Source organism: Pollutimonas bauzanensis, from assembly GCF_040393045.1.
GTDB lineage: Bacteria > Pseudomonadota > Gammaproteobacteria > Burkholderiales > Burkholderiaceae_B > Pollutimonas > Pollutimonas bauzanensis_A.
This window is the reverse complement of sequence record NZ_JBEBUX010000080.1, coordinates 1-18,139: the sequence shown is the minus strand read 5'-3', so window position 1 is coordinate 18,139 and position 18,139 is coordinate 1. Positions and strand designations below refer to the sequence as shown.

Annotated in this window: 18 protein-coding genes; 17 read left to right on the top strand and 1 reads right to left on the bottom strand. The window is 55.8% G+C overall.

Annotated features, from left to right (window positions below):
* Positions 1-1,292 (bottom strand): class I tRNA ligase family protein (locus ABWO67_RS12925; protein ID WP_353152127.1); only part of this gene is annotated, 1,292 nt, incomplete at its 3' end.
* Between the two features lie 332 nt (positions 1,293-1,624).
* On the opposite strand from ABWO67_RS12925, the gene ndk reads away from it, so the two are divergent.
* From ndk to rpsU, 17 genes are all read left to right on the top strand, one after another.
* Complete coding sequence (gene ndk, locus ABWO67_RS12920) at positions 1,625-2,050, top strand: nucleoside-diphosphate kinase (RefSeq protein WP_353152126.1); 426 nt, start codon at positions 1,625-1,627, stop codon at positions 2,048-2,050.
* Positions 2,051-2,088: 38 nt separating this feature from the next.
* On the top strand, positions 2,089-3,246 hold the full coding sequence (gene rlmN, locus ABWO67_RS12915) for a dual-specificity RNA methyltransferase RlmN (RefSeq protein WP_353152125.1): 1,158 nt from the start codon (positions 2,089-2,091) through the stop codon (positions 3,244-3,246).
* Positions 3,243-3,740, top strand: a complete 498-nt coding sequence (locus ABWO67_RS12910; protein WP_353152124.1) for a helix-turn-helix domain-containing protein — start codon at positions 3,243-3,245, stop codon at positions 3,738-3,740. The genes rlmN and ABWO67_RS12910 overlap by 4 nt, the downstream gene beginning before the upstream one ends.
* Positions 3,737-5,029: a flavodoxin-dependent (E)-4-hydroxy-3-methylbut-2-enyl-diphosphate synthase gene (gene ispG, locus ABWO67_RS12905; RefSeq protein ID WP_353152123.1), complete on the top strand. Its 1,293-nt coding sequence runs from the start codon at positions 3,737-3,739 to the stop codon at positions 5,027-5,029. The genes ABWO67_RS12910 and ispG overlap by 4 nt, the downstream gene beginning before the upstream one ends.
* A gap of 22 nt (positions 5,030-5,051) precedes the next feature.
* The gene (hisS, locus tag ABWO67_RS12900) at positions 5,052-6,341 is read left to right on the top strand and encodes a histidine--tRNA ligase (RefSeq protein WP_353152122.1); all 1,290 of its coding nucleotides are present in this window, start codon (positions 5,052-5,054) and stop codon (positions 6,339-6,341) included.
* A 3-nt stretch (positions 6,342-6,344) separates the two neighbouring features.
* Complete coding sequence (locus tag ABWO67_RS12895) at positions 6,345-6,980, top strand: YfgM family protein (protein WP_353152121.1); 636 nt, start codon at positions 6,345-6,347, stop codon at positions 6,978-6,980.
* 4 nt (positions 6,981-6,984) lie between these two features.
* Positions 6,985-8,142 carry an outer membrane protein assembly factor BamB gene (gene bamB / locus ABWO67_RS12890; RefSeq protein ID WP_353152120.1) on the top strand — a complete coding sequence of 386 codons (1,158 nt, stop codon included), beginning with the start codon at positions 6,985-6,987 and terminating at the stop codon, positions 8,140-8,142.
* On the top strand, positions 8,139-9,578 hold the full coding sequence (der, locus tag ABWO67_RS12885; RefSeq protein WP_353152119.1) for a ribosome biogenesis GTPase Der: 1,440 nt from the start codon (positions 8,139-8,141) through the stop codon (positions 9,576-9,578). The genes bamB and der overlap by 4 nt, the downstream gene beginning before the upstream one ends.
* Positions 9,575-10,657 carry a histidinol-phosphate transaminase gene (hisC, locus tag ABWO67_RS12880; RefSeq protein ID WP_353152118.1) on the top strand — a complete coding sequence of 361 codons (1,083 nt, stop codon included), beginning with the start codon at positions 9,575-9,577 and terminating at the stop codon, positions 10,655-10,657. The genes der and hisC overlap by 4 nt, the downstream gene beginning before the upstream one ends.
* 116 nt (positions 10,658-10,773) lie before the next feature.
* The gene (gene hfq, locus ABWO67_RS12875) at positions 10,774-11,010 is read left to right on the top strand and encodes an RNA chaperone Hfq (RefSeq protein ID WP_073101368.1); all 237 of its coding nucleotides are present in this window, start codon (positions 10,774-10,776) and stop codon (positions 11,008-11,010) included.
* Positions 11,011-11,088: 78 nt separating this feature from the next.
* Positions 11,089-12,186, top strand: coding sequence for a GTPase HflX (gene hflX, locus ABWO67_RS12870; RefSeq protein ID WP_353152117.1), 1,098 nt, complete (start codon positions 11,089-11,091; stop codon positions 12,184-12,186).
* The gene (gene hflK / locus ABWO67_RS12865; RefSeq protein ID WP_353152116.1) at positions 12,161-13,462 is read left to right on the top strand and encodes an FtsH protease activity modulator HflK; all 1,302 of its coding nucleotides are present in this window, start codon (positions 12,161-12,163) and stop codon (positions 13,460-13,462) included. Before hflX ends, hflK begins: the two co-directional genes overlap by 26 nt.
* Positions 13,463-13,471: 9 nt before the next feature.
* Positions 13,472-14,359, top strand: a complete 888-nt coding sequence (gene hflC / locus ABWO67_RS12860; protein WP_353152115.1) for a protease modulator HflC — start codon at positions 13,472-13,474, stop codon at positions 14,357-14,359.
* Between the two features lie 184 nt (positions 14,360-14,543).
* Entirely contained in the window at positions 14,544-15,707 is a 1,164-nt protein-coding gene (locus ABWO67_RS12855) for an ATP phosphoribosyltransferase regulatory subunit (protein WP_353152114.1), read from the top strand.
* An 85-nt stretch (positions 15,708-15,792) separates the two neighbouring features.
* Positions 15,793-17,088, top strand: a complete 1,296-nt coding sequence (locus ABWO67_RS12850; RefSeq protein WP_353152113.1) for an adenylosuccinate synthase — start codon at positions 15,793-15,795, stop codon at positions 17,086-17,088.
* A 156-nt stretch (positions 17,089-17,244) separates the two neighbouring features.
* The gene (locus tag ABWO67_RS12845) at positions 17,245-17,784 is read left to right on the top strand and encodes a phosphoribosyltransferase (RefSeq protein ID WP_353152112.1); all 540 of its coding nucleotides are present in this window, start codon (positions 17,245-17,247) and stop codon (positions 17,782-17,784) included.
* Positions 17,785-17,921: 137 nt separating this feature from the next.
* The gene (gene rpsU, locus ABWO67_RS12840; protein ID WP_102068946.1) at positions 17,922-18,134 is read left to right on the top strand and encodes a 30S ribosomal protein S21; all 213 of its coding nucleotides are present in this window, start codon (positions 17,922-17,924) and stop codon (positions 18,132-18,134) included.
* Positions 18,135-18,139 lie beyond the last annotated feature (5 nt).

Below are 18,139 nucleotides of genomic sequence, written 5' to 3'. Positions count from 1 at the left end.
TCCTGGATTTTTTCCAGCCACTGGTTGTAGGTGGTCGTCCAGTTTTCGGGATAGAACTTGATGCTGCCGTCGGCTACCACTTCCAGGGCGACATCGGTAATGCTCTTGCCTGGATTCAGCGTGCCTTCGGGCGCGGCTTTGCTCATGGCGACAAACCATTGGTCGGTCAGCATGGGTTCGATAACGGTGGCTGTGCGGTCGCCGCGAGGCACCATGAGCTTGTGAGGCTTGACGAGCTGGAGCAGGTCGAGCGCTTTCAGGTCTTCGACGATCTTTTTGCGGGCCACGAAGCGGTCAAGGCCGCGATAAGCCTCGGGCGCATCTTCGGAAATCTTGGCGTCCAGCGTCAATACGCTGATCATATCCAGGCCGTGGCGCTGTCCAACGGCATAGTCGTTGAAATCGTGCGCGGGGGTAACCTTGACCACGCCAGTGCCGAATTCGCGGTCGACGTAGTCGTCGGCGATCACGGGTATTTGGCGTCCCACCAGGGGCAGGGTGACGGTGGTGCCGATGAGGTGGGCGTAGCGCTCGTCTTCAGGGTGAACCATGACCGCGACGTCGCCCAGCATGGTTTCGGGGCGCGTTGTGGCCACGGTCAAGTGGTCCAGGCCGCCGATCGGGGTGGTCAGCGGGTAGCGGATTTCCCACATGAAGCCGTCTTCTTCCTCGCTGACAACTTCAAGGTCGGATACCGCGGTGCCCAGAACCGGATCCCAGTTGACCAGCCGCTTGCCGCGATAAATCAGGCCTTGCTCGTGCAGGCGCACGAACGTTTCCACGACACCTCGCGACAGATTGTCGTCCATGGTGAAATATTCGCGTTCCCAGTCGCACGATGAACCCAGGCGGCGGAACTGTTCGGTGATGGCATTGCCCGACTTCTGTTTCCATTCCCAGACTTTCTCAACAAAATTTTCACGGCCCAAGTCATGGCGTGAAATATTTTGCGCGTCTAATTGGCGTTCTACGACGATCTGGGTAGCGATACCAGCGTGGTCGGTGCCGGGAACGAATACCGTGTCGTCGCCGCGCATGCGGTGGTAGCGCACCAAGCCATCCATGACGGTTTGATTAAACGCATGGCCCATGTGCAGGGTGCCGGTAACATTAGGCGGCGGAAATTGGACCACAAACGGCTGGCTTTGATGCTGGCCGCTGGGTGCGACATGCTGCCCACCGCTGAAGTAACCACGCCGTTCCCATTCAGCGTACCAGCGCGTTTCAATTTCTTGCGGCTCGAAGCTTTTCGAGAGTTGTTCGGGTTCGGTCAATGGGAGATTTGTGGTCATGATGTAAAAAGTAAATGCAGACAGCCGCATAGCGGCAAAAGTCCGACTATATATGAAACCATGGCGGCATGCGAAATGCGGGGTAGACCGAAGCGCGACTGGAAAACGCACAGTCATCGGCTTTGGGCGTGAATGTCATTATTTTATGATGGAGTCGGCTGACTTTGGCATGTTAAAATGCCCGGTTAACATAAACTTCGTCAAAGTTATTGTTTTTATTAAGAAAACCGTTTTGCAACCTGGTTTTTGTTGTTTGGCCACTGCGCATGGCGTCCCTCGGGGCTGGCGTGCAGGCAAAAGACAAGAACCACCATCTATTCTTTGGATCTTACATGGCTATTGAACGCACCCTTTCCATTATCAAGCCCGACGCTGTCGCCAAGAACGTCATCGGCCAAATCGTCGCCCGTTTTGAAAAAGCCAACCTGAAAGTCATTGCTGCCCGTTTGCAACAGCTTTCGCGTCAGGATGCAGAGCGTTTCTACGCTGTCCACAAGGAACGGCCTTTCTACAAAGACCTGGTCGATTTCATGATTTCGGGTCCTGTGTTCATACAAGTGCTGGAAGGCGAAAACGCCATCCTGACAAACCGCGACCTGATGGGCGCTACCGATCCCAAGAAAGCTGAACCCGGCACCATTCGCGCCGATTTCGCCGACAGCATCGACGCCAATGCCGTTCACGGTTCCGACGCCGCTGAAACCGCTGCGGTCGAAATCGCTTTCTTCTTTCCAGAAAGCAACATCCACAGCCGTTAATTTCTGGCGATAACGCGTTATTCATTGCGCCAAAGTTTATGTCATCTACTGAATCTATCAACCTTCTGGGCCTCGATACCGCCGCGCTAACCGACTTGGTCGGGCAGTGGGGGGGTAAGCCTTTCCGGGCCAAGCAATTGCAGCGCTGGGTACATCAGCGCGGCGTGGATTCGTTCGACGACATGACGGACTTGGCGCGTGAATTTCGCCAGCAGCTTACAGAGCACTGTTCGATTCATGCGCCCGCCGTATCAATCGAACAGCGCTCTACCGATGGCACCCGAAAGTGGCTCTTCGATGTCGGCAAGAACAATGCCGTCGAAACGGTATTCATACCGGAAGACGACCGCGGCACCCTATGTATTTCCAGCCAGGCTGGCTGTACAGTGGCTTGTCCGTTTTGTTCCACCGGCTACCAGGGCTTCAATCGGAACCTGACAACAGCTGAAATCATCGGCCAGCTTTGGCATGCCAAGCGTACTTTGCAGGCCGACCTGCAAAGCGCGCGCATTGGCGACGACAGCGCAGTTGCGCCCGAGTCGGGGCGCGTCATCAGCAACGTCGTCATGATGGGCATGGGCGAACCCCTGCTCAATTACGACCAGGTGCTGGGCGCGTTACGGCTTATGCTGGACGACAATGCCTATGGCTTGTCGCGCCGTCGGGTCACGGTATCTACCTCGGGTGTCGTGCCCATGATGGATCGCCTTGGCCGAGATTGCCCAGTTGCGCTGGCCGTATCGCTTCACGCTCCCAACGACGCGCTGCGCGATAAGCTGGTGCCTTTGAACCGCAAGCATCCGCTGGCTGAACTTCTGGCCGCCTGCAATCGCTATCTTGAGTTTGCGCCGCGGGACTTCATCACTTTTGAATACATCATGCTCGATGGCGTCAACGACACCGACCAGCATGCGCGCGAACTGATCGCTATTGCGCAGCAAGTACGTTGCAAGTTCAACTTGATTCCATTTAATCCATTCCCGCAGTCCGGCCTGAAGCGTTCACCCGCCGCCCGCGTGCGTCTGTTTGCCCAGCGTCTCATGGATGCGGGCCTGGTGACCACCGTGCGTAAAACCCGGGGGGACGACATTGCGGCTGCCTGTGGGCAGTTGGCTGGGGACGTCAAAGATCGAACTCGCATCAACGAGCGCCTGCCTGACCGCGCGATCATCGCTATTAAACAGGAACGTGGATGATTCAACCTTTACTGAAAGAAGCCCAGCCAGAAGTCGCAGCGCCCGTGTCCGAACCCTCGGGGGTCGGTGCTACGCTGCGCGGTCTGCGTGAAGCCAAGCGCCTGTCGCCCGGCGAAGTATCCGCCCGTCTCAAGTTCACCGCCCGCCAACTCGAGGCGCTTGAAACCGAGCAGTGGTCCCGCCTTCCTACAGGGGTTTCCTTGCGTGGGTTTGTGAAAAACTACGCCCGTTTCCTGGAAGCCGATGTCGATGCATTGTTGGTTCTGCTGGATACCCAAGTGGGTTCCACTGCGGCCAGGCCGGTAGCCATTGCGCATGCAGACTCCCTGGGGCCTGCCGAAATGAATATGCAAGGCGAACCCGCGCACCGGCCTTGGGGCTGGCTAGTCATTATTCTCGTCCTTTTGTTTGTTGCCGGCTTTTATGCCATTGAGCGTGGCTGGGTGCCTGACTCGTGGCTCATATTTGACTGGCTGAAATCTTTGCAAAAATGACTAAACAAACCGGTAGTAATCCTTTGTCTGTAGGCGCCGCGGGGCGGCGGTCTACTCGGCCAGCGCAGGTAAGCTGGGGCGGCAAGTCGGTGCAAATCGGCGGTGACGCTCCGGTTGTCGTGCAGTCAATGACCAATACCGACACGGCCGACGCTGTTGCCACGGCTATTCAAGTCAAGGAGCTGGCTTTGGCCGGCTCCGAGCTTGTGCGCATCACGGTCAATACACCAGAGGCCGCGCGCGAAGTGCCCGCCATACGCGAGCAGCTTGATCGCATGAACATAGCGGTTCCGCTGGTGGGCGATTTTCACTACAACGGCCACAAGCTGTTGGCGCAGTTCCCGGAATGTGCGCAGGCGCTGTCCAAGTATCGGATCAATCCCGGCAATATGGGCGGCGGCAAAAAGCGCGACGACAATTTTGCTCAAATGATAGAAGTTGCCTGCCGCTATGAAAAGCCGGTGCGCATAGGTGTCAATTGGGGCAGTCTCGATCACGAACTCCTGGCCCGCATGATGGACGACAACAGCAAGCTGTCGCAACCGTGGGATGCCCAGGCCGTCATGCGCGAAGCCCTGGTTGTGTCTGCAATCAGCAATGCGCAGCGTGCCGAAGAGCTCGGCTTGTCGCCCAATGCCATCGTGCTGTCTTGCAAAGTCAGTCATGTCCAGGATCTCATCACCGTCTACCAAGACCTCTCGTCGCGTTGCGATTATCCTTTGCATCTCGGCCTGACCGAAGCGGGTATGGGCAGCAAAGGGATCGTGGCGTCTACGGCGGCGTTATCTGTTTTGCTGCAGCAAGGCATTGGCGACACCATACGCATTTCGCTGACCCCGGAACCGGGGGGCGACCGCAGGCGTGAAGTGATAGTCGGTCAGGAAATCTTGCAAAGCATGGGTTTGCGTGCCTTTACCCCCATGGTGGTAGCATGCCCGGGTTGCGGGCGCACCAGCAGCACGGTATTTCAAGAGCTCGCTGACAGCATACAAACCTACTTGCGTGAACAAATGCCTGTATGGAAAAGCCGTTATCCCGGCGTTGAATCCATGAACGTTGCGGTTATGGGTTGTGTGGTCAACGGGCCTGGTGAAAGCCGCCATGCGGATATCGGCATCAGCTTGCCGGGCACCGGCGAGATCCCGTCGGCTCCGGTGTTTGTGGACGGCCAGCGCACGGTTACGCTAAAAGGCGATGCCATCGCCCAGGAATTCCAGGCTATTGTCGAACAGTACGTCGAGCGCCGTTATGGTGCCGGCCATTCGGATAACTACAAGGGGCGGGACTAGCCCGCGGGAAAGCAATAATTTTATGACGCAGTCGTTTCAAAAGGTCCGTGCCCTGACCGGCATGAAAGATGTATTGCCCGATACCAGTGCGCAGTGGGAAAACCTCGAGGCAACGGTGCGCGAGTGGCTGGCCAGCTATGGTTATCGCAATATGCGCACGCCTATTCTCGAGCACACAAGGCTATTTACGCGCGGTATCGGCGAAGTCACCGATATCGTAGAAAAGGAAATGTATACCTTTGTCGATGCGCTCAACAACGAGCAACTGACCATGCGTCCCGAATTTACGGCGGGCATGGTGCGGGCAACGATAGAACACAATATGTTGTACGATCGGCCGCATCGGGTATATGCCATGGGGCCGGTATTTCGCCACGAAAAACCGCAACGCGGGCGCTACCGTCAGTTTCACCAGATCGACGTTGAGGCCCTGGGTTTCGCGGGTCCCGATGTCGATGCCGAGCTCATTGTCATGCTGTCCCGGTTATGGAAAATGCTGGGTCTGAACGATATCCGCCTGGAATTGAATTCATTGGGCCAAGGTGAAGAACGGGCCGCGCACCGCGCCGCGCTTATTCAATACCTGGAGCAGCACAAGGATGTGCTCGACGAAGAAGCCCAGCGGCGCATGTATACCAATCCTTTGCGGGTACTGGATACTAAAAATCCCGTCATGCAGGAAATGGCTGATAATGCACCGCGTTTGTTCGACTTTCTCGGCAGCGAATCACTGGCGCATTTTGAAGGCGTCTGCGAACGGTTACGTGATGCCGGTATCGACTACCGCTTGAATCCGCGTCTTGTGCGCGGGCTGGACTATTACAATCTGACGGTTTTCGAATGGGTTACCGATAGGCTTGGGGCGCAAGGAACGGTTTGTGGCGGCGGTCGCTACGACGGTCTGATCGAATTGGTGGGCGGCAAGCCCGCGCCTGCCGTAGGGTTTGCCATTGGCGTCGAACGTCTGCTTGATTTGTGCTCGCAGTCGGGTGAACAGGCGGCGCAGCCTGAATGTCAGATCTATATGATCCATCAGGGTCCGCAAGCACAGCGTATGGCGGCACAGTTGGCTGAATCGTTGCGCGATGTTGGTTTGCATGTCATTGTTCATGCCGGTTCTGCAGGCTTCAAGTCTCAGTTCAAGCGCGCTGATGCAAGTGGCGCCAGCGTTGCGGTTATCCTGGGCGATGATGAACTTGCATCGCAAGCCGCCAGCGTCAAGTGGTTGCGCGAGCGGAGTGAAAAAGATCAACCTCAGCAAGAAACGATCGCCTTCGATCGTCTGGTTACAGAATTGAAATTAAAGGTTTAAAGCATGGCATACGATTTAGAAGAACAGGAAAAACTGGATGCATTGCGAGCCTGGTGGGATCGTTACGGTACCTTGTGCGCCGTACTGGTTTTTATCGTGGTCGCCAGCATAGCGGGCTGGCGCGGATGGCAGTGGTACGAGGGCCATCAGGCTGGGCAGGCCATGAGCTACTTCGAAGCGCTTGAAAGCGCCACTGCGCAAGAGGGCGATGACGCCGTGGCGCGCATCAAGGCGGCCAGCAGTACATTGCGCAGCGATTTTTCGGGTTCGGGTTATACCTCCCGCGGCGTCTTGGTCGCCGCGCAGGCATTGCAAGCACGCAAAGACCTTGATGGTGCGCGCGAACAACTCGAATGGCTGACGAAAAATGGTACTGATCCTGCCCTGGTTTCCCTGGGCAAGCTTAGGCTGGCCGGCATTTTGCTGGAGCAGAAGCAGTACGATCAGGCTTTGGCGCAACTGAACGATGCGCCTGCCGCTTTTGCAGGCTTGTACGCAGACCGTAAGGGCGATATTTTAATGGCCCAGGGCAAGCCGGCTGAAGCCAAGGCAGCTTGGGAAATCGCCATTAAAGAGCTTGGTACGGATCCCTTGGCGCAAATCGTGCAATTGAAAATAGATGCCTTAGGTGGAGCCTGATTCTATGCAGATAACTGTTACTCGTCGTGGTTTGCGTAATACCGTACTTGCGCTAAGCATGCTGGCTTTGGCCGGCTGCTCTATGTTTTCCAATAAAAACCCTCGCTACGATCCGGTGCCGTTAACCGAGTATGCCGCAGGTGTCTCGGCAAACGTTGCTTGGTCGGTCTCCATCGGTAGCGGCGGCAGTTTTGGGTTTGTTCCTGTGCTCGTAGGCGATTCCGTTTATGCCGCAGCACCCAATGGCGCTGTCAGCAAGGTGGATCTGGCATCGGGTCGAGTCCAGTGGCGCGGTGATGCCAAAACCGATCTTACCGCTGGTGTAGGGTCCGACGGTGGCACGACAGCCGTGGCTGCCGCAGATGGCACCGTTGTCGCCTTCGATGATTCGGGCACTGAAAAATGGCGCGCCAAGGCCACTAGCGCCGTCAATATTCCTCCGGCAGTCGGTGCCGGGGTCGTGGTGGTTCGCAGCAGTGATTACCGTATCCAGGCCTTTGATGCGGCTACCGGTGAGCCACGTTGGAATATTCAGCGGCCAGGGCCTGCGCTGGCGCTGAAAACCAATATGCAGATGATCATCGTCGATGGTATGTTGATATCCGGTTTGCCCAATGGCAGGATGATGGCGATCAACGCAAGCAACGGGAGCGTGCAGTGGGAAGGTACGATCTCCGTTTCTCAGGGGGCGACTGATCTCGAGCGCATCAGCGATGTGGTTGGCACACCGCAGATCCAGGGGCCATTGTTATGTGGTGTCGCCTACCAGGGCAGGGCGGTGTGTTTCGATGTGTCGCAGGGCGGTCGTCCTGTCTGGGAGCAAAACTTTTCCAGCAACACGGGCATGGCAACCGATATCCAGCAGGCCTACATTGCCGACCAGCGTGACGTAGTTCACGCTTTCGCGCTGGCCGACGGGCATGAGGTCTGGAAACAAGATGGGCTGCGCAATCGCCGCTTATCTGCCCCTGCGGTAGTTCCGCAGGCAGTGGCCTTCGGCGATTTCGAAGGTTATGTGCATTTCCTATCCCGTACTGACGGCAAGTTGCTGGGTCGGGTGAAAGTCGGTGGTGACGCCATTACGTCGCCATTGTTGGCCACCGATCGAGGTGTCCTGGTGCAAACCGGTAATGGCAATTTGGTTTTGGTTGGTGTCAATTGAATAGTGTTACGTTTAAACCGGTAGTCGCCCTTGTGGGTCGAGCCAACGTGGGCAAGTCCACGTTGTTCAACCGGATTACCCGCTCGCGCGCGGCCCTGGTTGCTGATTTTTCAGGGCTGACGCGTGATCGCCATTACGGCGAAGGGCGGGTCGGGAATCACCCTTTTATCGCTGTCGATACGGGTGGCTTCGAGCCGGTTGCCAAAGATGGCATCCTGCTTGAAATGGCGCGCCAAACCCAGCAGGCCATTGCCGAGGCCGATGTGGTTATTTTCCTGGTCGATGCACGCGCAGGTGTGAATGCGCACGATCACGAAATTGCGCGGTTGCTGCGCAAAACCGGTCAGCGTGTGTTCTTGGCGGTCAACAAGGCCGAAGGCATGCGTTATGGCTCAGCGGCATCTGAATTTCACGAGCTTGGCCTGGGCGAACCCCATCCAATCTCCGCATCGCATGGCGACGGCGTCGTCGACCTTATCGAGCACGCATTGTCTTTCCTCGATAAAGAAGCAGATGGCAACGAGCCCGAAGATGGCGCTTTTGACCTCGACGAAGCGAATGCGGCTTTCCCCGACATGGATAGCGATACTGAAGACGAGTCTGCTGCCGAAGAGCCCGAGATTCACCATCGCATCAAGCTGGCGATTGTCGGTCGCCCCAACGTCGGTAAATCGACTCTGATCAACACGCTGCTGGGCGAAGAGCGCGTTATTGCGTTCGATATGCCCGGCACGACACGTGATGCCATCGAGATCGATTTCGAGCGGGGTGGTGTTTCCTATACGTTGATCGATACGGCAGGGTTGCGTCGCCGCGGCAAGGTATTTGAAGCCGTAGAAAAATTCTCGGTCATTAAAACCCTGCAAGCCATCGAAGCCTGCAACGTGGTGTTGTTGATGATCGATGCGCAAACCGAGATCTCCGATCAGGACGCCCATATTGCCGGTTTTGTATTGGAAACGGGCAGGGCGCTGGTTGTCGGCATTAATAAATGGGATGGCCTGGATAGCCACCAGCGCGAACGCATATTGATCGAATTTGAGCGCAAGCTGCGGTTCTTGTCGTTCGCCAAGATGCACACCATGTCGGCACTGAACGGGCAGGGCGTCAACGCCCTGATCAAATCCGTGAACCAGGCTCATGCGGCCGCATTCGCGAAATTATCTACGCCCAAACTGACGCGTGTTTTGCAGGCCGCAGTCGAACAGCAGCCGCCGCCGCGCAAAGGGATTTTCAGGCCCAAGATGCGCTATGCGCACCAAGGCGGGCAGAATCCGCCGCTTATCGTTATTCATGGCAACGCGCTGGATGCGATTTCCGATTCATATCGTCGCTACCTGGAAACGCGTTTTCGCACCACGTTCAAGCTTGAAGGCACGCCTTTGCGTATTGAATTCAAGTCTTCGCATAATCCATACATACAGGGGGCGCAGTGAGCCGTTTCTGGAGTGATCACGTCGTTGGTTTGGCGCCGTATACGCCTGGTGAGCAGCCCAAGGTCGCGAACCTGCTGAAGCTCAATACCAATGAGCATCCGTACGGCCCCTCGCCCAAGGCGCTAGAGGCCATACAGGCGGCTACCGGTGATAGCCTGCGTCTTTACCCTGATAACGACTCTACGGCCCTGCGCGAGGCCATTGCGGCGCTGCACGGAGTGACTGCAGGTCAGGTGTTTCCTGGTAATGGCTCCGATGAAGTGCTGGCGCATATTTTCAACGGCTTGTTCCGGCATGCCGGCCGGCCTTTGTTGATGCCGGATATCACCTATAGCTTTTATCGTACGTATTGCCAGTTGTACGATATTCCGGTTGCTCCGATTCCGTTGGGCGATGATTTTTCCATACGCGTCTCAGATTACACTGATGCTCATCCCGTAACGCCTGCGGGGATAATTTTTGCCAATCCGAACGCGCCTACAGGCATGGCGCTTGAACTTGCTGACATCAAAGCCATTGCCCAGGCCAACCCCGATATCCCTGTGGTGGTCGACGAGGCTTATGTTGATTTCGGTGCCCACTCGGCCGTCGCTTTGCTGGACGAATGCAGCAATATTGTGGTTGTTCACACGTTGTCCAAGTCGCGTTCGCTGGCCGGGCTTCGCGTTGGTTTTGCCATGGCTAGCCAGGAAATCGTTGATGGCCTGCAGCGGGTGAAAGACAGTTTTAATTCTTACCCCCTTGACCGCATTGCGCAGGCAGGCGCTACAGCTGCGTTGCAAGATACGGCGTACTTTCAGCGCACCTGCACTGAGATTATTCAGGCAAGGGAAGCGTTGACGCAACAATTGGGCACCCTTGGATTCGAAGTTTTACCGTCCCGGGCCAATTTTGTCTTTGCACGCCATCCCGAACACGACGGCGCTGCCTTAAGCCGCGCTCTACGGGCTCAAGGCATTTTGGTAAGGCATTTCAGCCTGCCCCGGATTGATCAATTTTTACGTATAACTGTGGGAACTCCGCAGGACTGCACGCGTCTATGTAATACCTTGTCCGAAATATTATTGAAAACACATTAAAATTATTGCGATATGACAGATTTCCCCCATGACGCCCCGTGCGCATTCAGGGAAAACCCTGTACAGTATGTCCTTTCGCCAAATCACTTTATAACAACACAATTGGAGCCTAGCCAATGAGCAACAAAGGGCAAACACTACAAGATCCGTTTCTAAATGCATTGCGCAAGGATCACGTGCCCGTATCGATTTACCTGGTTAACGGAATTAAGCTGCAAGGGCAGGTTGAGTCTTTTGATCAATATGTCGTTCTGCTACGCAATACCGTTACCCAAATGGTATATAAACACGCCATCTCTACAGTCGTTCCTGCGCGACCCGTCGTTTTTCAAGTGGATGAGCCTTCTGAGTAACAACAACACGCGTCCAGTGGCTCGTGAAACACCCGCCGTGTGCCTCGTGCCGGCGGGTATTTCTTTTGGGGCGCCAGTATGAAAGTCCTCATCATCAATGTCGATCTTGGCAAGCCAGACTATCAGGCTCACGCCGACGAATTTCTTATGCTGGCAAAAGGGGCGGGGGCAGAAGTTGTTGCGTCCGTTCTGGCCCGGCGCTCGCGTCCGGATGCGGCATTATTCATCGGCACCGGGAAGCTTGAGGAAGCGATTCTCATCGCTGACGAGACCGGGGCCGAAATCATCCTGTTTGACCAGCCCCTTAGTCCCGGGCAGCAACGTAACCTTGAAAACGGCTTCAAACGCCGTGTCGTGGATCGTGTTGCGCTGATTCTCGATATTTTTGCGCTACGGGCAAAAAGCCACGAGGGCAAGTTGCAGGTTGAACTGGCGCAGTTGCAGCACCTTTCCACACGACTGACCCGTATGTGGTCTCACCTTGAGCGTCAGCGCGGCGGTATTGGTATGCGCGGGCCTGGTGAAGCCCAGTTGGAAATGGATCGCCGCATCATTGGCGACAAGGTGCGCCTGCTGAAGGAACGGCTGGCGAAGCTGCAACGCCAACGCGCGACCCAGCGCCGCTCACGTTCGCGTAGCGGTATTTTGTCGGTCTCATTGGTGGGCTACACCAACGCGGGCAAATCAACCTTGTTCAACGCCCTTACACGGTCGGGCGCCTACGCGGCCGACCAACTATTTGCGACGCTCGATACCACTACGCGTCGCGTCTGGATCGAAGGCGCCGGGCAAGTGGTAATCTCGGACACTGTCGGCTTCATTCGCGACCTGCCGCCCACGCTGGTGGCTGCGTTTCGGGCAACTCTCGAAGAAACTGTGCAGGCCGATTTGTTATTGCATGTGGTCGATGCATCCAGTCCCCAGCGCGTTGAACAGATGGCAGAGGTCGATAAGGTGCTTGTCGATATCGAAGCCGATGAAGTTCCTCGAATACTGGTGTATAACAAAATAGATGAAGCAGGGTATGAACCTCGAGTGGAACGTGACGAACATGGTACGATTGCACGAGTTTTTGTGAGCGCTCTGAAGCGCGCCGGTTTAGATGGTTTGCGTGGGGCAATCATCGAATCGGGTCAAACCGCGGGAAATAATGCGTCAAATATCGAAAATATATAATCTGAACGATCCTGGTTGGGGTCGTGGCAACAATAACGGCTCCGAGCCTCCTCGGCGACCCAAGGGCGACGGTCCGCCAGATCTCGACGAGGTCTGGCGCGATTTCAACAGTCGTTTGGGTTCCTTGTTCGGCCGCAAGCAAAAGCGCGGCGGCAATGGCGGCGGTAACGGCTCGGGTAATGGCGGCATGCCGCAATTGCCTAAGGGCTCGCCCAAGCTTGTTGGCGTGCTGGCCGTCGTGGCGGTCGGCTTATGGCTGGCCAGTGGCTTCATGATCGTCCAGGAAGGGCAGGTCGCGGTCGTTACGAAATTTGGTAAGTACACCAAAACTTTGCCGCCAGGCTTGCAATGGCGCATGCCTTATCCAATCGAAAACCATCAAATGGTCAATATTTCGCAATTGCGTACCTTCGAGGTAGGCTATCGCGGAACGGCTCGCAACAAGGTGTTGCCCGAGTCGCTAATGCTCACCACCGATGAAAACATCGTTGATTTGCAGTTTGTTGTGCAGTATCGGTTGATGTCCACCGGCGCGCCTGATTATCTGTTCAAGACCAGCCAGCCGGACGAATCCGTACGTCAGGCTGCTGAAACCGCCATGCGTGAAATCGTAGGCAAAAAGCCTATGGATTTCGTGTTGTACTCGGGTCGTACCGAGGTCGCGACCGAAGTGCAGAATCTGGCCCAAAGCATTCTTGATCGCTATCAGACCGGTATTCAGATCAGTACTGTGGCAATCCAGAACGTGCAGCCGCCAGAGCAAGTCCAGGCAGCCTTTGACGACGCCGTCAAGGCCGGTCAGGATCGCGAACGCCAAATCAACGAAGGTAACGCTTATTCCAATAAGATCTTGCCCGAAACTCAGGGGCAAGTTGCTCGCATGATTCAGGAAGCCGAAGGCTACAGCGCCACCGTAATCGGCGATGCGCAGGGTGATACCGCACGCTTCACCAGCATAGAGTCCGAATTCGCCAAGGCGCCGGCCATTACACGCGAACGCATGTATTTGTCGACCATGCAGGAAATCCTGGAAAAATCCAGCAAAGTAATGATCGATTCGCAATCCAGCAACAATATGTTGTACCTGCCTTTGGATAAAATCATGAGCCAGGTAGCCGGGTCGCGTACCGCTTCCAGTCGTTCGATTGACAACCCAGCCGCGGCAATTGCCGCAACGGCACAGCCCTCCAAGCCGGCCAGCACTCCTGCCACAACCCGTACGCCCGACACAGGGGGTTCTTCGAACTCGCTGATGACGAGCCCGTATTCACGCTAGGAGGCCATAATGCAACGTTTTTTCCCCGCTTTAGTCGGCCTGGTCATTGTCCTGGCAGTGTTGTCGTCGTGTGTGTTTGTCGTGCGCGAGCGCGATGCGGCTCTGGTTTTCACGTTGGGCGAAGTGCGCACAACGATTACCGAGCCGGGTTTGTATTTCAAGCTTCCGCCACCCTTTGAAAATGTAGTGCGCCTGGACAAGCGTTTGCAAACGATCGAAACCAACGATCCAGAGCGCATCCAGACTGCTGAAAAGAAAAACCTGCTGATCGATTCCTTCGTGAAGTGGCGCATTTCCGATCCGCGTCTGTTCTACGTCACTTTTGGCGCGAATGATCGTGCCGCGGTCGAGCGCTTGCAAGCTCAAATTCGCGATGCGCTTAATGCTTCGGTCAACAGGCGTACCGTGAAAGATGTTGTCTCAAACGAGCGCGACATCATCATGAAAGAAATTTTGACCACGGTCGAGGCACGCGCCAAGCCTTTGGGTGTTGATGTGGTCGATGTGCGTCTGCGCCGTATCGACTTTGTGCCGGAAATTTCCGAATCGGTCTACCGCCGTATGGAAGCCGAGCGCAAGCAGGAAGCCAACCGGTTGCGGGCTACGGGTTTTGCCGATAGCGAACGTATCCGTGCGCAGGCCGATCGCGAACGCCAAGAGCTTCTGGCCAAGGCATACGCCGAAGCTCAAAGCATTAAAGGTGAAGGCGACGGTAAGGCAGCAGGCATTTATGCCCAAGCCTATGGCAAGAATCCTGAGTTCTACAGCTTGTATAAGAGCCTGGAAGGCTACAAGTCTGCCTTCTCGGGTGACAAAGACACGCTGGTCCTGAGTCCGAAATCCGATTTCTTCAAGTTCTGGAATTCGGCCGACGGCGCAAAACCGGCAACGCCGTAAGTTAGGCGAGGTTGTAGGTATCAAGAAACCGGCGCAAAGCGCCGGTTTCCTTATTTGAGACTATCGTTTATACTATCGCGTAAGTTTTGTTTACCTTTTTACCGCAAGCGACTTGGCGGGCTTACGCCCCAAGTCGCTTTTTGTTTGGCTGTGTTTTTACTATGGTATTTTTCGGGGCTGCGTGATGTCCAATTGGTTGTTGCCGGAAAGTCTGGCCGATATTTTGCCCGCCGAGGCGCGCCGCATTGAAGAATTGCGGCGCAATTTGTTGGACCTGTATCGTACGTACGGTTTCGAACTTGTTGCACCGCCATTGGTCGAATACATTGATTCGTTGTTGTCGGGTACCGGCGGCGCGCTCAACCTGCGCACCTGCAAGCTCATTGATCAGTTGTCGGGCCGTACGATGGGTGTACGCGCCGACATCACGCCACAAGTCTCACGCATCGATGCCCATTTACTGAACCGTGAAGGCGTGACACGCTTGTGTTATTGTGGTTCTGTGCTGCACGCGCGGCCGGCTGGCCTGTTGTCCGACCGCGAGCTTTTGCAAATTGGCGCCGAAATATTCGGCCATGCTGGTGTAGAAGCAGATATCCAGATTCTGGAACTGGCGTTGGAAAGTGTAAAGCGCGCCGGTGTCATGACGGCGCGGCTGGATCTTAATCATCCCGGGGTGGTGCGAGCCATCGTCGAGTCCGATCCTGCGCTTCAGGACGCGGCCGACGATATCTCTGAATTGCTCAGCACCAAAGATGTTCCCGCCCTGACGCTTCTGGCAGAGAAGTGGCCAGGCGTGCGCCAGGATACGGTTCAGGCGCTGCTGAATCTGGCTTCGCTGTATGGTGGGATCGAAGTCATTGCCCGTGCCCGCAAGGTGTTGCCGGCAGTGCCGGGGTTGCTTGCTGCGCTCGACGATCTCGAAAGCCTGATTCGGGCATTGCCCACACACGAATTCAGCATCGACCTGGCTGATATGGGCAGTGGCTATGGCTACCATTCAGGGGTTGTGTTTTCTATTTACGCAGAAGGCTGGCACGATGCCTTGGTCAAGGGCGGGCGGTATGACGGGGTCGGCAAGGCCTTTGGCCGTTCCCGGCCTGCCACTGGTTTCAGCCTGGACTTACGCAAGTTGTCATCCGGCTTGCCACCGGCCCAGACGGCCAAAGCCATACGAGCCCCATGGGGAACTGATGCGGCGCTGGCAGCGGCTTTGAAGGCGCTGCGGGACACTGGCGAGATCGTTGTACAGGTCTTGCCTGGGCAGGAGCACTGCCTGGACGAATTTACCGTTAATCGAGAACTGGTTCTGGATAGCGGGGCATGGAAGGTGAGGGCGATTCAGTAATCCGCCTGGTCGGATAGCTTTATCGTATGGTTTAAACCTACTTTGGCCTTGTGTGTCTTGGGTCGAAGCTTTTTTGATACGTAACATGAGCAAGAATATTGTGGTGATCGGCACCCAGTGGGGTGACGAAGGAAAAGGGAAAATCGTAGACTGGCTGGCTGAATCTGCCCAGGGTGTGGTTCGCTTTCAAGGTGGTCATAATGCAGGGCATACGCTCTGGATTAATGGCAAAAAAACGATTCTTCGCCTGATTCCATCCGGCATCATGCATCCCCATGTCACTTGCTATATTGGCAATGGGGTCGTGCTGTCGCCCGAGGCGCTGCTTAAAGAAATCGGCGAACTGGAAGCAATCGGCCTGGATGTGCGTTCGCGCCTGCAGGTGTCGCCTGCCTGCCCGTTGATTCTGCCTTATCACATCGCGCTGGACCAAGCCCGCGAAGCCCGCAAGGGCGAAGGCAAAATCGGTACAACAGGTCGTGGAATCGGCCCTGCGTACGAAGACAAGGTCGGCCGCCGTGCGTTACGGGTACAGGATCTCTACGATCCGGCCATCTTCGATGAAAAGCTGGCCGAAGTGCTGGATTTCCATAACTTCGTACTCACCCAGTACCTGGGCGGGAAGGCTGTTTCGGCCAACGAAGTACGCGATCAGGCGATGGCGCTGGCGCCAGCCTTGGCGCCCATGGTGGCCGATGTGTCCCACAACCTGCATATCGCTCAGAAGGCTGGGCATAAGCTGTTGTTTGAAGGCGCCCAGGGTGCATTGCTGGATATCGATCACGGTACCTATCCGTTCGTCACCAGCAGCAACTGCGTAGCCGGCGCGGCATCGGCTGGCGCAGGCGTTGGTCCGCAGTCGCTCGATTACGTGCTGGGCATTGCCAAGGCTTACACCACGCGTGTCGGCTCGGGCCCGTTCCCTACTGAATTGCTGGACGACACTGGCGCCCGCCTGGCTACTGTTGGCAAGGAATTCGGCTCGGTGACAGGCCGCCCGCGTCGTTGCGGCTGGTTCGACGGCGCAGCCATGAAGCGTTCGGTCATGATCAACGGCATCTCGGGCCTGTGCATCACCAAGCTCGATGTGCTCGACGGTGTAGAACAAATCAAGATTGGCGTAGGTTACCGCTATAAGGGCAAATTCCTGGATGTGCTTCCTTATGGCGCACATGCGGCAGCGGAAGCAGAGCCTGTCCTGGAAGAAATGGCCGGCTGGACCGAATCCACGGTTGGGGTCACGGAATACGACAAGCTGCCAGTCAATGCCCGTCGCTACCTGGAGCGTGTCTCCGAAGTGTGCGATGTAGCCATCGATATGGTTTCCACCGGTCCTGACCGTCTCGAAACCATTGTGTTGCGTCATCCTTTCAAAGGGTAAGCTTTCAGTCCTTGCTGGTTTTGCGGGCAAGGCGCAACACAAAACCCCGGATTTCTTAACGAATTCGGGGTTTTCTGATTTCTTCCTTCCCGCCGCTTGCTGGCGGGTTTATCATTATGGACTTTTAAGAATGCAGATCACGGGGACCTTTGCCTTATGAACAATCCAAGCACTGACCGCGACCATTGGGTCAGTTGGGATCAGTACCATGCCCTTATCGAGCGTCTTGCCCTGAATGTTCATGAGTCGGGTTGGCAGTTTGACAAGATCCTGTGTCTGGCGCGCGGTGGTGTTCGAGTAGGGGACGTAATGTCTCGTATTTACGACGTGCCGTTGGGCATTCTGGCGACCAGTAGTTATCGCGAGGCGGCCGGCACGCAGCAAGGGCAGCTCGATATTGCCCAGTTCATTACCATCACCCGTGGTACGCTTGACGGTCGAGTGTTGCTTGTTGATGACATGGTCGATACCGGAATGACTTTTGGCCGCGTACGCGACCATCTGCTATCTCAGTTTCCCGCCATTACCGAGCTCAAGACTGCGGTCTTGTGGTGGAAAGGGCACTCGCATGCAACACCCGATTATTTCGTAGAGAAGTTGCCTACCAATCCCTGGATACATCAGCCTTTTGAGGATTACGATAGTATCCGTCCTCACCAGCTTGAGTCCTGGGTGCGCAAAGGTGTTCGTACTTAGGTTGTTCCAGGCGCATCCAGCGCAAGGGCGGCCATACTGTTAATGGCCCAGGGTTGCCCATGAATACGGTTTTCATGGTAAACTCTTAGGTTGTCGTTAATACCCACTAATTTATAACTTGCAAGGCTTAAGATTACATGCCTATCGTTCGTCTGAAAGAAAACGAGCCGTTTGAAGCCGCATTGCGCCGCTTTAAGCGCACTATCGAAAAAATTGGTCTCTTGACCGAATTGCGCGCGCGCGAATTTTACGAAAAGCCTACAGCTGAACGCAAGCGTAAGCATGCCGCCGCCGTCAAGCGCCATTACAAACGCATCCGCAGCCAACAACTGCCTCCGCGTCTGTATTGATTGAT

What these genes read in the sequence shown, in the direction of transcription:
- hflC (WP_353152115.1), top strand. Translation starts at nt 13,472, where the DNA reads ATGCAACGTTTTTTCCCCGCTTTAGTCGGCCTGGTCATTGTCCTGGCA.
- ABWO67_RS12895 (WP_353152121.1), top strand. Translation starts at nt 6,345, where the DNA reads ATGGCATACGATTTAGAAGAACAGGAAAAACTGGATGCATTGCGAGCC.
- rpsU (WP_102068946.1), top strand. Translation starts at nt 17,922, where the DNA reads ATGCCTATCGTTCGTCTGAAAGAAAACGAGCCGTTTGAAGCCGCATTG.
- hflK (WP_353152116.1), top strand. Translation starts at nt 12,161, where the DNA reads ATGCGTCAAATATCGAAAATATATAATCTGAACGATCCTGGTTGGGGT.
- rlmN (WP_353152125.1), top strand. Translation starts at nt 2,089, where the DNA reads ATGTCATCTACTGAATCTATCAACCTTCTGGGCCTCGATACCGCCGCG.
- ndk (WP_353152126.1), top strand. Translation starts at nt 1,625, where the DNA reads ATGGCTATTGAACGCACCCTTTCCATTATCAAGCCCGACGCTGTCGCC.
- ABWO67_RS12845 (WP_353152112.1), top strand. Translation starts at nt 17,245, where the DNA reads ATGAACAATCCAAGCACTGACCGCGACCATTGGGTCAGTTGGGATCAG.
- hisS (WP_353152122.1), top strand. Translation starts at nt 5,052, where the DNA reads ATGACGCAGTCGTTTCAAAAGGTCCGTGCCCTGACCGGCATGAAAGAT.
- ispG (WP_353152123.1), top strand. Translation starts at nt 3,737, where the DNA reads ATGACTAAACAAACCGGTAGTAATCCTTTGTCTGTAGGCGCCGCGGGG.
- bamB (WP_353152120.1), top strand. Translation starts at nt 6,985, where the DNA reads ATGCAGATAACTGTTACTCGTCGTGGTTTGCGTAATACCGTACTTGCG.
- ABWO67_RS12855 (WP_353152114.1), top strand. Translation starts at nt 14,544, where the DNA reads ATGTCCAATTGGTTGTTGCCGGAAAGTCTGGCCGATATTTTGCCCGCC.
- hflX (WP_353152117.1), top strand. Translation starts at nt 11,089, where the DNA reads ATGAAAGTCCTCATCATCAATGTCGATCTTGGCAAGCCAGACTATCAG.
- ABWO67_RS12910 (WP_353152124.1), top strand. Translation starts at nt 3,243, where the DNA reads ATGATTCAACCTTTACTGAAAGAAGCCCAGCCAGAAGTCGCAGCGCCC.
- ABWO67_RS12850 (WP_353152113.1), top strand. Translation starts at nt 15,793, where the DNA reads ATGAGCAAGAATATTGTGGTGATCGGCACCCAGTGGGGTGACGAAGGA.
- hfq (WP_073101368.1), top strand. Translation starts at nt 10,774, where the DNA reads ATGAGCAACAAAGGGCAAACACTACAAGATCCGTTTCTAAATGCATTG.